Annotated in this window: 12 protein-coding genes and 1 pseudogene; 4 read left to right on the plus strand and 9 right to left on the minus strand. The window is 49.8% G+C overall.

Annotated features, from left to right (window positions below):
* Nucleotides 1–223: 223 nt before the first annotated feature.
* Genes CLFS41_RS17990 through sdaAA form a run of 3 tightly spaced genes read left to right on the plus strand, consistent with a single transcriptional unit; the run spans nt 224 to nt 2,637 of the window.
* Complete coding sequence (locus CLFS41_RS17990; protein WP_007861982.1) at nt 224–1,003, plus strand: DeoR/GlpR family DNA-binding transcription regulator; 780 nt, start codon at nt 224–226, stop codon at nt 1,001–1,003.
* Nucleotides 1,004–1,019: 16 nt separating this feature from the next.
* Nucleotides 1,020–1,679 (plus strand): L-serine ammonia-lyase, iron-sulfur-dependent subunit beta, encoded by a 660-nt coding sequence (sdaAB, locus tag CLFS41_RS17995; protein ID WP_007861983.1) that lies wholly within the window; start codon nt 1,020–1,022, stop codon nt 1,677–1,679.
* Nucleotides 1,680–1,701: 22 nt separating this feature from the next.
* Nucleotides 1,702–2,637, plus strand: a complete 936-nt coding sequence (gene sdaAA, locus CLFS41_RS18000) for an L-serine ammonia-lyase, iron-sulfur-dependent, subunit alpha (protein ID WP_045093046.1) — start codon at nt 1,702–1,704, stop codon at nt 2,635–2,637.
* Nucleotides 2,638–2,737: 100 nt separating this feature from the next.
* Here the strand turns inward: sdaAA and CLFS41_RS18005 are convergent, their stop codons facing one another.
* Complete coding sequence (locus tag CLFS41_RS18005) at nt 2,738–4,078, minus strand: polysaccharide deacetylase family protein (protein ID WP_045093047.1); 1,341 nt, start codon at nt 4,076–4,078, stop codon at nt 2,738–2,740.
* A gap of 11 nt (nt 4,079–4,089) precedes the next feature.
* Nucleotides 4,090–4,668: an HD domain-containing protein gene (locus CLFS41_RS18010; RefSeq protein WP_007861986.1), complete on the minus strand. Its 579-nt coding sequence runs from the start codon at nt 4,666–4,668 to the stop codon at nt 4,090–4,092.
* A 209-nt stretch (nt 4,669–4,877) separates the two neighbouring features.
* Between CLFS41_RS18010 and CLFS41_RS18015 the strand changes: the two genes are divergently transcribed.
* Nucleotides 4,878–6,047: a hypothetical protein gene (locus tag CLFS41_RS18015; RefSeq protein ID WP_045093048.1), complete on the plus strand. Its 1,170-nt coding sequence runs from the start codon at nt 4,878–4,880 to the stop codon at nt 6,045–6,047.
* Nucleotides 6,048–6,174: 127 nt separating this feature from the next.
* Here the strand turns inward: CLFS41_RS18015 and CLFS41_RS18020 are convergent, their stop codons facing one another.
* The 7 genes and pseudogenes from CLFS41_RS18020 to CLFS41_RS18050 all read right to left on the minus strand — a co-directional run.
* Nucleotides 6,175–7,191, minus strand: a complete 1,017-nt coding sequence (locus CLFS41_RS18020; protein WP_045093049.1) for a TRAP transporter substrate-binding protein — start codon at nt 7,189–7,191, stop codon at nt 6,175–6,177.
* 246 nt (nt 7,192–7,437) lie between these two features.
* Nucleotides 7,438–8,742 carry a TRAP transporter large permease gene (locus tag CLFS41_RS18025; RefSeq protein WP_045093050.1) on the minus strand — a complete coding sequence of 435 codons (1,305 nt, stop codon included), beginning with the start codon at nt 8,740–8,742 and terminating at the stop codon, nt 7,438–7,440.
* Nucleotides 8,742–9,266, minus strand: a complete 525-nt coding sequence (locus tag CLFS41_RS18030) for a TRAP transporter small permease (protein WP_045093051.1) — start codon at nt 9,264–9,266, stop codon at nt 8,742–8,744. The genes CLFS41_RS18025 and CLFS41_RS18030 overlap by 1 nt, the downstream gene beginning before the upstream one ends.
* A gap of 73 nt (nt 9,267–9,339) precedes the next feature.
* Nucleotides 9,340–10,449 carry a TRAP transporter substrate-binding protein gene (locus tag CLFS41_RS18035; protein ID WP_045093052.1) on the minus strand — a complete coding sequence of 370 codons (1,110 nt, stop codon included), beginning with the start codon at nt 10,447–10,449 and terminating at the stop codon, nt 9,340–9,342.
* Nucleotides 10,450–10,640: 191 nt separating this feature from the next.
* Complete coding sequence (locus tag CLFS41_RS18040; RefSeq protein ID WP_045093075.1) at nt 10,641–11,432, minus strand: response regulator; 792 nt, start codon at nt 11,430–11,432, stop codon at nt 10,641–10,643.
* A gap of 90 nt (nt 11,433–11,522) precedes the next feature.
* The gene (locus CLFS41_RS18045; RefSeq protein ID WP_045093053.1) at nt 11,523–13,088 is read right to left on the minus strand and encodes a sensor histidine kinase; all 1,566 of its coding nucleotides are present in this window, start codon (nt 13,086–13,088) and stop codon (nt 11,523–11,525) included.
* Nucleotides 13,089–13,188: 100 nt separating this feature from the next.
* Nucleotides 13,189–13,493: pseudogene (locus CLFS41_RS18050) on the minus strand (hypothetical protein); the annotation flags it as partial.

Consider the following 13,493-nt stretch of genomic DNA (forward strand, 5'->3'; position numbering starts at 1 on the left):
TTATGTTGGTTATAATGAATTCATCCCCCTATAAACGCATTTTTTCACAACCTGGCAGTTCCGTCAAAACAGGTTTCTTCTTGGGATATTTCTGGAAATGATTGTGTTTTTGGCTTTTCCAAATTGGGAATCCGGGGTATAATAAGAAAATGAATCAGCAATATTAAGGTGTGCTCCGGTAGATTCCGAAGGTACGCTAAGAAAGAGGGGAGGGCAAGCATTTATGCTGGCTAAACAGCGCTATAATAAGATAATGGAGCTTTTAGATAAAGATGGAATCGTACATACCGCAGAACTGGTAAAACTAATGAATGTTTCATCGGAAACCATACGAAAGGATCTGGAATATCTGGACAACCAGGGCCGCCTGTCCAGGGTCCATGGCGGCGCCGTGCCATTGGAAACAGGGAAGTCTCCGGACATTCCAGGAGGCTACATTTCCTTTCAGATCCGTAATTCCCAGAATTTGGAACAGAAAGCGGCCATCACTGCAAGGGCCGCCGCACTGGTGGGCGAGGGACAGGTCATTGCTCTGGACTATGGGAGTACCAGCCAGATGATGGCCCTTGAACTTAGGGAACGGTTCCGCAATCTTTCGGTGGTGACCAATTCCATTCAGAATGCCCTGATCTTGGCTGAGAATCCCGGCATTACCATCATCCTGACAGGAGGGATCCTAAACAGAGACGAGTATACCCTGGTAAATGATTTTTCCTCCACACTGGAGAGCATCCACATTGACATCATGTTCATGACAGTTACGGGAATCGACCCGGCGATCGGGTGCACGGACCAGCGGCTCAGCGAGATACGGATCCAGAATCAGATGCACCGCTGTGCCAGCCGGACCATTGTCCTTGCTGACTCTTCCAAATTCGGCAAAGCCAGCCTTTTAAAAATATGCCCCTTTGATGAGGTGGATACCATTGTGACCGACTCAGGCATATCACCTGAACTGGAAAGCCGGATCAGGGAAACCGGGGCAAATCTTATAATTACATGACGAAAGGTAAAATACCATGAATGTATTCGATATTCTGGGGCCTGTTATGATCGGCCCATCCAGTTCCCACACAGCGGGGGCTGCCAGGATCGGAAAGATCACGCTGGCGCTTTTGGGGGCGCCAGCGGTAAAAGCGGACATTTTTCTCCACGGTTCCTTTGCCAAAACATATAAGGGCCATGGAACAGACAAGGCACTGATTGCCGGGATCATGGGCATGGCCACAGACGACAGCCGGATCCGCATGGCTCCGGAGCTGGCCAGGAAACAGGGACTTGAGGTAACGATCACTACCGGTGATATTGACGGCGCCCATCCCAACACAGCCAAAGTGACCCTGACGGACGCGTCAGGAAAAACCGTATCCCTTTTGGGCAGCAGTATCGGCGGCGGCAACATACTCGTGAAGGAAGTCAATGGAATGGAGGTATCCATCACCGGACAGCACACCACCCTCATTGTTCTCCACAGGGACGCCCCAGGCACCATTGCTGCGGTAACTGAGGTGATGGCTGACGCGGGAGTCAATATCTGCAATTTCCGTCTGTCCAGGCAGCAAAAGGGCGGGGAGGCTGTTATGACCATTGAGATCGATGGCAGTTTTGGACCTGAACTCAATGAAAGGATAAAGATACTGCCCAATATTTTCTCCAGCACCATGCTGCAGCCCATATAATCATAAGAAGGAAGGATCTATTATGGAACTTGATTTTAATTACTCCTCTGTCGCTTCCCTGACAGCCGCAGCCCTCCGCAGCGGACTTCCCATCTCCGTCCTGGTCTTAAAGCAGCAGGCCCAGCAGATGGAGCTGCCCGAGGAACATATATATGAACAGATGCGGAAAAATTACCAGGTCATGGCGGACTGTATTGAGCCGGGATGCAAACAGGATCTGCGGAGCACCAGCGGGCTTACCGGAGGCAGCGCTTACAAAATGCGCCAAATATCTGAGAGCGGAAAAAGCCTTACAGGCTCCTTTCTCTCCGGCGCCCTTTACCGTGCCCTGGCGGTTTCTGAGTTAAATGCAGCCATGGGCCGCATTGTGGCGGCTCCCACGGCCGGCAGCTGCGGCATCCTCCCTGCCGCCCTGCTCACCATGCAGGAGGAGAAGGGATTCTCGGAACGGGACTGTGTCATGTCCCTTTTTACCGCATCAGCCGTTGGTATGGTCATTGCCAACAATGCCTCCCTGGCAGGCGCCCAGGGCGGATGTCAGGCTGAGTGCGGTTCCGCGGCTGCCATGGCTGCGGCCGCCATTGTGGAACTGGCAGGCGGTACCCCCGGTATGGTGGAAAACGCCATTGCCATTGCCATCAAGAATATCCTGGGGCTGGTATGCGATCCCGTGGCAGGACTGGTGGAAATTCCCTGCATCAAGCGCAATGCCTCCGGTGTGGCCGGGGCGTTTGTGGCAGCAGAGCTGGCACTGGCAGGGATTGAAAGCGCTATCCCGGCAGATGAAGTCATATGGACCATGAAAAAGGTGGGGGATGCCATGTCCTCTACCCTAAAGGAAACCGCAGAGGGAGGCCTGGCAGCCACCCCCACCGGAAGACGGCTTCATGAGCAGGTTTTTGGCACTGCCAGGGAACCGGGACAGGGATGCGGCAGCTGCGGTGGATGTTCCTCATAATAAGCAGCATTTTTCATAAAAACCCATGTACAATGCCGCCGGCACATTACAGGTGATACAAATCACCCTTGTGCCGGCGGCATCCTTTTGTCTTCTTCTATTATCTGAATTGGCTGTACTTATGTCCCGGAGCTGCCCCGCCCCTGTAGGATGCCAGCTCACTTACTGTCACAAGCTGGTATCCCCTGGCAGTAAGCTCAGGTATGAGAACAACTGCGGCGTCTGCCGTGGTGGCATAAATATCGTGCATCAGTATCACATCCCCATCCTTCACCTGGCTTAACACCGTATCAATGGTTCTCTGCGCATTCCTGTGCTGCCAGTCCCTGGTGTCAATAGACCACATAATGGCCGGCATTCCCATGCTTCCCAGTACAGACAGGGAGTGGGCATCAATATAACCGCCCGGAGGACGCATCAGAACCGGTGAAACGCCGCATACTGCCTGGATCTTCTGGTTGGTAGAGCCCACCTGGCTTACGATCCCGTCCGCGCTCAGCTTGGAAATATACTTGTGGTCATGGGTATGGTTGGCCACCTCACAGCCCTGTTCCACCATGCGCTTGATCACACCGGCATTGGCATTCACATTGGAGCCAAGCATAAAGAAGGTGGCTCTTGCGCCATTGGCCTCCAGGCTGTCCAGAATCCTGCTGGTAACTGCTGTTCTTGGGCCGTCATCAAAGGTTAGGGCAATCATTGGCTTTGAAGGATCTATGGACGACTGGGGAACCACAATATCCGCAGGAAGGCCTGCTCCCTTTGAGGTGATGGATGCGCGGATACCGTCCACACGCAGTCCTGCGCCTTCCACACCTGCCGCAGCCCCGTTCGCAGCCCAGTCTGTCCAGGAACCATTCTGGTACACCATATAATACAGATCATAATCAGCCGCCAAACTGCCTGTCAGTTCCATGCGGATGGACTCCAAAGGCATTACGCCACCGGAACCGCCGGACTCTGCGCCATCCTCGGACCAGTTCAGCCATCCGGAACCGCTCAGGTTCACCTGATACCGGATTCCGACCTGGGCACCTGCAGGTATATTGATCAGGTTCGCCTTCATGGCGGAAACCCATGTTCCTCCCGGAGCCACGCACTGGTGGTTGTCAGCAGTAACCGTACTCCAGCCCTGCTGGACCATAAAGGCGCTGTAGTTGACCTGCAGCGGATCCCGGCCGGTTCCCGCCTGTCCTTCCGGCTGGGCGGTCTGCTCCTGGGCGGTCTGCTCCTGGACGGTCTGCTCCTGGACGGTCTGTTCCTGGCCTTCCGGCTGGCCGGTCTGTTCCTGGCTGACTACCCCGGGGCCTGACTGTTCAGACTGGGCGGATGAGCCCATGCCCATAGTACCGGCCGCAGCGGTAAAACCCTGCATGCTAAAAACAATTCCAGCCGCCAGGGCAGCGGCCAGAATTTTATGTTTTATTCCAACTTTTCTCATTCACAATCTCCTTAGCTGTTATAATTATGGGGAAATTCTTCCCCGGACAGGCACATGTCCGGGCCAAATACATTTCTGCAAAGCATGATATACTCCTGATAATACACATGCTCCTCCAGTTCTTTTAATGCGCGGGCAATTCCCCAGTAGTACCACGCATGTTTCTTTTTATCCTTCTCATTAAATCTCTGCCATATGGCATCCCCCACCACCAGATAATCCCTGGCCGTGCTTCGCATATTGCTGAGCTTGTCCCCCAATGCCAAGATCTTAATATCCCTGGACGCAGTGCTCAGGTGCCGGACCGTATACCCCTTGCGCTCCTGCCAGGTTTTTCTCTTATCTTCGCTTTCATCCATCACCAGGCAGGCTACTCTGGCTCCAAAGGCTTCCTCCAGTTCTCCTTTGGTAACCCCTGCATCCTCCATAACATCATGCAGCAACGCGGCTGCAATCATCTCCTCATCATCCGTAAATGCGGATACAATCACTGCTGTTTCCAATGGGTGGGTAATATAAGGAATGTCCGTTCCCTTCCTGAATACACCCCTGTGTGCCTTTTCGGCAAATGCAGCTGCTTCTCCTATCATGGGTTCTGCTCCTTTTGTGACGGCATAATTTATTTTGCTGTACATGTCCCACACCCGCAGGACATGTACCTATCATACCATAATTAAACCGTATTTTGAAGAGTGTTGTGTAATCTTTGGCATTTTCCAACTTCACCTTGTAAGAAAAGACATTTTCTGCTATGCTATAAAAGTATTTTTCAGGTGCCTATACAACAAGGAGGATTTTTATGACTCGTCATTCATCATATTCAGCGCCCCGAAGCGAGCGCCCATCCGGCTCCTACGGTGGACAGCGGGGCCGCGGCAGCAAGCGCAACACTTATAATAAACGTTCCTGGAAGGACAACAAGACCCTTTTTACCCTGGTCTGCTTCATACTTCCTTTTATCGCCATAAACCTGATCATCCTGTTTCTTGCAGTCTCAACGCCCAAGATCGACTACACCATATCGGATACCCAGGATTACAAGACAGTGGATCTAAGCATCAAGATCCGCTCCCTGCTTCCCTTGAAGGAGATGACCGTGACCCTTGAGACAAAACCTGTGGAGCTGGTTAAGGAAAAGGGCGTGTATAAAACCACACTGGAGGATAACGGAACCCTGGAGATACAGGTGACCGGGTGGAACGGGATGACAAAACGCGCTTATGAGCACATTGCCACCCTGGATGACGCGCCGCCTTCCATTGACGAAGATGATTATGTGATGGAGGACGGGCAGCTGACCGTGATTGCCAGCGACAGCCAGTCCGGCGTCAACTATGACGCCGCCTACGCAGTGGATGAAAAGGAAGAAACCATCAAGCCCGTGAGCATTAATAAGGACACGGGCGAGATAACCTTTGCCATGGACACCTCCTCCCTGACTGTGTACATAGAGGATTTTGCCGGCAACACATTTAAAGCTTCTTTTACAAACCGCACCGAGGGCATTGACACAAGCAGCCGCGATTCCAAGTTCCCATCGGACGGCACCAACGGCACCAATGGCAACGGAAGCTCTTCCGATTCCAATACGAACAGCTCCAGCACCAAGGAGACCACCAAAGCCAAAGAAACTACCAAAGCGACAAAGGCAACTGAAAAAGCAAAAGAGACCACCAAAGCAACAAAGGCAACTGAGAAAGCCAAGGAGACCACCAAGGCGACAAAAGCAACTGAGAAAGCCACACAGGCAACCAAGGCCACAAGCGCTGCCAATGCCACAAAAGCGACTGAGGCGTCAAAGCCTGCCGAGTCCACTACCGCTCCTGCCACATCTCCCACCACCGCTCCTACCACCCCGGTGGTACCGGGTCCCGGTGAGAGCAGTTCCCCGACACAGGCTCCCACACAGGCTTCCCAGGCAGTGCCCGGTGGTGACTCCAATGATGTCACCATTGTGCCCATTACCTGATATAAAAACCTTATAAATGCAAGAAGGCCATGGACTTCTCCCGAAGGGAGCCATGGCCTTTTTATATTATATTGTGATATTACATATGATCTCCGTTCCATTTCCTTTATCTATGTTCTCCGCCCTACTATTCCCCGTCATCCCCGGCTTCCATGATGGCATCGATAATATCCACGTACTCAGAGCAGTATTTTTCATACATGGGGGCTGCTGCCTCCTGGAACCTGTCCTTTTCCTCAGGTGAAAGTTCGGTCACGATACAGCCTGCTTTTCGTACAATGCTCTCCGAAACCTTTTCCCGCGCTGCCCACAGCTGGCGCTCATATTGAGCTGATTCCTGGGCGCACTCCCTGATGATATCCTGATATTCCGGTGAAAGCTTATCCCATGTGGGCTGAGCCGCCAGCTGGAGTTCAGGCACTCTGGTATGTTCATCCAGGGTAAAATACCTGGCCACCTCATAATGCCTGGTGGATTCATAGGAAGGCCAGTTGTTCTCAGCCCCATCGATTTTACCGGTCTGAAGTCCGGAGTACACATCCCCGAATGCAGTAGGTACCGGTGTCGCCCCAAGGGCTTCTATGGTATCCATCATCAACTCCGATTCCTGGACACGGATATTAAGCCCTCTCATATCCTCCAGTGTTTCAATGGGACGGCCGGTATTATAGAAACTTCTGGCACCGGCATCATACCAGGACAGCGCCACCAGATTGGAACCGTCAAAGGAATTCATAAAATCATCGCCGATAGGTCCCTCCAATACCCTCCACATGTGTTCCCTCCCCGTGTACAGATACGGCATCTGGAGAACATTGAGCTTGGGCACAAACTCTGCCAATGGCGAAAGGGAGACACGCGCGAAATCAACGCCGCCAAACTGCAGCTGCTCGATTACTGTCTTTTCATCTCCCAGCACAGCCTCTGCATTGACCTGGATCTCGATCCTTCCCCCGGTCCTTTCCCTGACCAGTTCCGCGAACTTATACGCCCCCTGAGTGGTAGGATAGTCCTCTGCCTGATTCTCAGCATAGGTCAGGACAAACTCCGGCGCCTGGGACTGGGCCTTGCCCTTCCCGCTGCTGCAGGCAGTCACCGCAGCTGCCAATACACACAGCACACCAAACAACACGTTACCTTTCAAACACTCACCCTCCTTGCCTTACCCTGCCTGACATCTATTATAGATAATGCCCTTATTATAAATATAACCTTTTGTACAAATATCACTCAGTCCGTTTCCTATCATATCATATTTGTCCATATAATTATACCTGTCAATTGATGGAGCGTGAAGATACAGATACTGTTCGTGTATAAAAATATTTCCAGCCAAATTCAAATGGCTGGAGATATTTCATAATCTTATTGATACTCTCGCTATGTACCCTTACTTAGCCAAACCGCCCAGAACATTAGGCAGCCACATGCTGACAGCCGGTACAAAGGTGATCAAAAGCAGAGTGATGATCATGCACAGGTAAAATGGAAGAGTAGCCTTAACCACACGCTCCATGGGCACCTTGGCCACAGCGGAACCGATAAAAAGTACTGCTCCTACAGGAGGTGTCAGAAGGCCGATACCGCAGTTAAGCACCACCATAATACCGAACTGGATAGGATCCAGGCCAATGGAGGTTGCGATAGGAAGCAGGATAGGCGTTGCGATCAGAATAATGGGCGCCATATCCATGATGCATCCCAGGACCAACAGGATCAGGTTCAGCAGCAGGGCCAGAATGATCGGGTTGTTGGTAACTCCTGTGATCGCACTGGCAGCCAGAACCGGCACATGCAGCTGTGTCAGACAAAATCCGAAGATACTGGAGGTTGCGATCAGGATCATAACGATGGACAAGGTATCCACGCAGTCCCCAAGGACTCTCCATACACCCTTCCAGTCAAGCCCCCTGTAAACAAATACGCTGACGATCAGGCTGTAGATAACAGCGACCGCGGCAGACTCCGTTGCTGTAAACACACCGCCCACAACGCCGAACACAACGATCAGCACAGCGGCCAGAGCCCAGAAGGACACGCTCAGCTGTTTGATAAGATTGATAATGCTGAACTTCTCACCCTTGGGATAATTGCGCTTAACAGAGATGATATAGGAGCCGATCATCAGTGAAACAGCCAGAAGTGCTCCCGGAATATATCCTGCAAGGAAAAGGCTTCCCACGGAAATGCCTCCAGCCGTGGTTGCGTAGATAACCATGTTGTGGCTTGGGGGAACCAGAAGACCCTCGCATGAGGATGTGATCGTAACAGCGGTTGAAAAGTCATCATCATATCCCTGATCTACCATCATAGGAATAAGGATGGAACCCAGGGAAGCCGTATCCGCCGCTGCAGATCCGGAAATACCTCCGAAGAAATAGGAGGCAACAATATTGACCATTGCCATGCCGCCGCGCATCCAGCCAACACATGCATTAGCCAAAGCGATCAGCTTTTCGGAAATTCCTCCGGATCCCATAAGGCAGCCCATGGTAATAAAGAAGGGAACTGCCATAAGGCTGAAGGAGCTGATACCTTTTACCATCTGCTGGCAGATAGTTGTCAGGTTATGCCCCTGATACAGAAGGCAGAACACAGAAGACAGCGCAACCGCGTAGGCGATGGGGAAACGCAGAAATACCATCAGGAAGAAACTTCCTAGCAAAATCAGAATTGCCATACTGTTTGCATCCATTACTCCATTCCCTCCTTTACAAAAAATCCCTTTACATGATTATATAAAGCCTCTATCTCAAAAACCAGCATTGCCACACCGGCTAAAGGTACCGGGAAATACATCCAGAAGCGTGAGAGCTTGGGCATACTTACGTAAGTACCCTTGGAACCGATTCCCGTAGCATACTTCCAGCCCACGGTGATCATGATGAGCGCAAGTGCAAGCACTGCCAGATCGGCAATGATATCCAGGCTTTTCACAACCTTTGAAGGCAGATACTGGTCAAAAGCTGTCATGCGGATGTGTGCCCCTCTTCTGATCGCAAGGGCGGCAGAAAGCACCGCCATATAGGACATACAGGTAAGGACCACTTCCTCGCTCCATGCCGGGTCAGGAATAAACGGAATATATCTTCCTGCAACCGCCATACTTGTGATAAGGATATCCACTACCAGAAGCACCTTGCAGAGAAACATCACGGCTTGGTATGTCATGTCATATGCAGGTTTGATTCTGTCAATCTTTTGAAATATTGATGGCATATTGATTCCCCTTTCAATAACACAGGCACAGAGTGGTCTCACTTTCCCTGTGCCTGTCATGGTTGCCGTTTAATTATTTGTTCATGTCAAGAAGCTGCTGATACAGCTCAGCCTGATCCTTTGTGGAAGACTCGATAATATCCTTACAAGCATCCTGCCATGGTTTGATATCAGGAACTTCAACTACATTGATTCCATCAGCCTTTAACTCATCAAGCACTTTATTCTCAGCTTCCTCAGAAATGGTTCTGTTAAACTCAGATGCAACCTTACCTGCTTCCATCAGGATATTCTGCTGCTCTTCTGTCAGCTTATCCCATGCCTCATCCGTGATGATCACCTGGATAGCGCCAAGTGTATGTCCGTCAAGGATCAGGTTTGGAGCAACCTCCTGGAATGCATTGGACTTATAGTTAGCGATTGGCTGCTCAGCACCATCGACAACACCGGTCTGAAGCGCGGAGTACAGTTCATTAAAGGATACAACCGTTGGGCTTGCACCAAGTCCGTTAACCATACCGTTCATGATCGGGTCGTTGGACACACGTAACTTCATTCCCTTCAGATCCTCTAAGCCATTTACTTCCTTAACTGTGAAGAAGTGACGGAAACCTTCCTCGCCGTAGAACAGACCTCTTACGCCCAGTCCATTGTCGTGGGGTTCCATGAGGAATTCAGGAGCCAGATCACTGTCTGCAAAATTCCAGAAATGGTCACGGTTGGCAAATGTATAAGGTATGGACAGAAGTACGGATTTCTCAGCACCATAGCTTGTAAGGGCAAATGCGGAGATACGTGAAATATCAATGGTTCCGCCGCCGCCCAGCATGGTATCCAGAACATCATTCTCAGAACCAAGAACACCGCTGGCCTGCAGATCGATCTTAATCTTACCGCCGGACAATTCCTCAACGGTCTCTTTAAATTTGCTGTCTGTCTGGCCTACAATGGTATCCAGGGGGTTAACCTCTGCCATTACCAGGGTGATCTCAGGCATATCGCTTGTATCAGCTGCTGCCTCAGTTGTTGCATCTGCATCTTTGTTCTCAGCCGCGGTTGTGGCTGCCTCAGTTGCAGCAGCTGCAGTTGTGGTTGGTGCATCCGGGGTCTTCAGACCGCAGCCTGCCAGGGAACCAGCTACCATTACTGCACACATTGTTGCGCTAATCCATCTTTTTTTCATGTAACATTTCCTCCTCTTAATACATTCTTTATGCTTTTTCAGAAAAGTTTTACGTTTTCTTAACGCTAATTAAATTATAAGAGGAAAATCTTATTCTGAACATAGTAAATTTTTGTGAATCATAGTACGATTTTAACCAATCTTAACATTTTATTTATGTATATGTTGTACAAAACTTTACTATATTACCTTTATATCTTTTGGAAAATGCACAATCTATATTCCGTAGGGCTCTGTCCTGTTATGCGTTTGAACACTTTTGCAAAATAATTGGAATCCCCATATCCCACTGCTTTCCCAATATCTTTTACATTAACAGTGGGCTGGGCCAACAGCCCTTTCGCCTTCTCCACCCTGTATTCCGTCAGATAGGCTGTAAAATTTTTATGAAAGCACTGTTTAAACAGCTTGCAGAAGTACGCCTCAGAATAATTCATATGCCTGGCCAAATCCTGCATGGAGATATCCAACCTATAGTTTTCCTCAATATAAAGGCTGATGATCTCCGTCACCTTAGATAGGCGGATCTGCCCCCCATCCTCGGCTTCCTCTCCGGCCGGCATAGGGGTCTCAGTCAGTTCTTCCTTGAGTATCCTGTTAGTCTGGTACTCGGATGCAAGGCGGATCGCTTCCTCCACCACAAGCATGAGCTCCTGTTCATCATAGGGCTTTAGCAAATAGTCCAGCGCCCGGACCGTGATGGCCTTTTTTGCATAATTAAACTCATCATAGGCAGTGAGGAATATGATACAGCACTCCTTGTCCGTTTCACGGATCTGCTGGGCAGTCTCGATTCCATTGACCCCCGGCATCTCAATATCCAGGATTGCTATCTGGATTTTTTCTTCCTCATATATCTTAAGTGCCTCCCGGCCGTTCTCAGCCTGGAAAATAATGCACCGGTCCCCAACATTTTTCTGAAGGGTCTTATGTAGCACTTTCCGCTCTATCATCTCATCATCAGCTATCAATAAACGCAGCATATGTTCCCCCATTTCCTGTTATCCTGTTTGCCGTTATCCTATTTCCCACCACTTATTTCCCATACCCATTTCCCATTATTATGCTTTCTGCTATTCCGCTGTCTGCGGACCACTCTCCATATATTCTGTCTTCAGCCCGCTGTCCGTGTGTTCTGTCTTCAGCCCGCTGTCCATGTGTTCTGTCTGTGGTATCACCACCTGCACCACAGTCCCCTTTCCTTCCTTGCTGTATATCCTGAAATCCCCGCCGTGGTACATTGCCTGGATCCTGTGGTATATATTTCCAAGCCCAATTCCGATCCTGGCCGTTCCACGCTCTGTTAAAGCGGACCTCAGTTCCTCCAGCCTCTGCTCATTGATCCCCACCCCGGTGTCGGCCACGGATATAATGACATTTTCATCCTTTCTCCATACCTTCAGACAGATCCTTCCCCCCTGCTCCTTTTTGGACAGTCCGTGGATAATTGCATTTTCCACAATGGGCTGAAGGGTAAACGCCGGTATCATGGTCTCCTCTTCATCCACATCCAGCCTGCTTTCATACACGATCCTGGTTCCAAAGCGCATCTGCTGAATGTACATATAATCCTGAACCACCTTCAGTTCCTGTCCCAAAGGCACGATCTGCTCAGAGGTCTTAAGGTTGTACCGGAACAGGTTGCTCATACTGGATATCATGCGCTCCGTGGTATCCGCTTCCTCCAGCTTAGCCATGCACGCGATCATGTTCAGGGTATTAAACAGGAAATGCGGATTAATCTGACTCTTTAGCAGCTCCAGGCGGGCGGCATCCAGGCGTTTTTCCATCTCGATACGGTCCATCTCCTCTTTATGAAGACGCTCCGCCATCTGATTTTTCTCCATCAGGGTGTTAATATACCTTTCTGTTGCATGCTTCATCTTGTTAAAAGCCCTGACCAGTTCCCCCATCTCATCCTTATTCTCAACCGTCACATCCTTGCCGCTAAAGTCATTTCTGGCAATTTTACGGGAACAGTGGGCCAGTCTGACCATAGGGTTGATCAGGGTATTGGCCAATAGCTTGGTCAGGCAGATTACAGTGATGATCATAAGGATCGAATATGCCATGATCATATATGGAATGTAATAGAGCACAGGAGCCTTTTGCTGGTAGCTGCTTTTACCCTCCTTTAGGGTAGCCTGCATCAGCCTTCTGGCATAGGTCTGAAGATAACCCTGCATATCATATACCTGATATAACAGGTTCACATAATTTGCATCCTCGGGATTCATGGACGCCACATGATCCCTGAATTCACAGTATCCCTCATAGCCATTCTTTAAGTTCCAGGTACGTGCATACCGTTCTGAGCTGATGGAAGTGTGATCAAAGGGCAGATTCCTGATGCTCTCCTCTGTCCTGAAACAGGCCAGCCTGTACTCCCTGGCCTTTTCCCAGGAACGGTCCCTCACATATTCCTGGAAAACAGCCGCTTCATGCTCCAGCGCTTCCTGTACTTCATAGCAAAGGGAGTTGTCGTTTAATATGACATTAAAACTATTCAGGGAAAAATTCATGACAAGTATGTTAAAGGATATGGACAGCCCCATAACAAGTATGACAATAATAGAAAATGCTCCCAACTTTTTCTTCAGGGAGATTGTTAACCATAAATTTCTTACATACCCAAACATTTCCGCCCCCCATAGTATACTGCTTTCTGTCACAGTATACCATAAATCATAAGAGAGCGCAAAGCCTGCGGCCCGCGCTCCCAATGGTATTACCTGGTATTTATTCTGTTTTCTTATCCTCCAGCTTATGAGGTTCCTTCCTGGAGGTTTCCAATTTATGCGGTTCTGCCTTAGCTGTGGATATCTGCTTTGGCTCCGTCTTTTTGGTGGATATCTGCTTGGCCTCGGTCTTTTTAGTGGATATCTGCTTTGGCTCCGTCTTTTTAGTGGATATCTGCTTTGGCTCCGTCTTTTTAGTGGATATCTGCTTGGTCTCGGTCTTTTTAGTGGATATTTGCTTTGGCTCCGCTTTTTTAGTGGATATCTGCTTTGGCTCCGTCTTTTTAGTGGATATCTGCTTTGTCT

Source organism: Clostridium sp. FS41, assembly GCF_000954015.1.
In the GTDB taxonomy this organism is placed as follows: Bacteria; Bacillota; Clostridia; order Lachnospirales; family Lachnospiraceae; genus Enterocloster; species Enterocloster citroniae.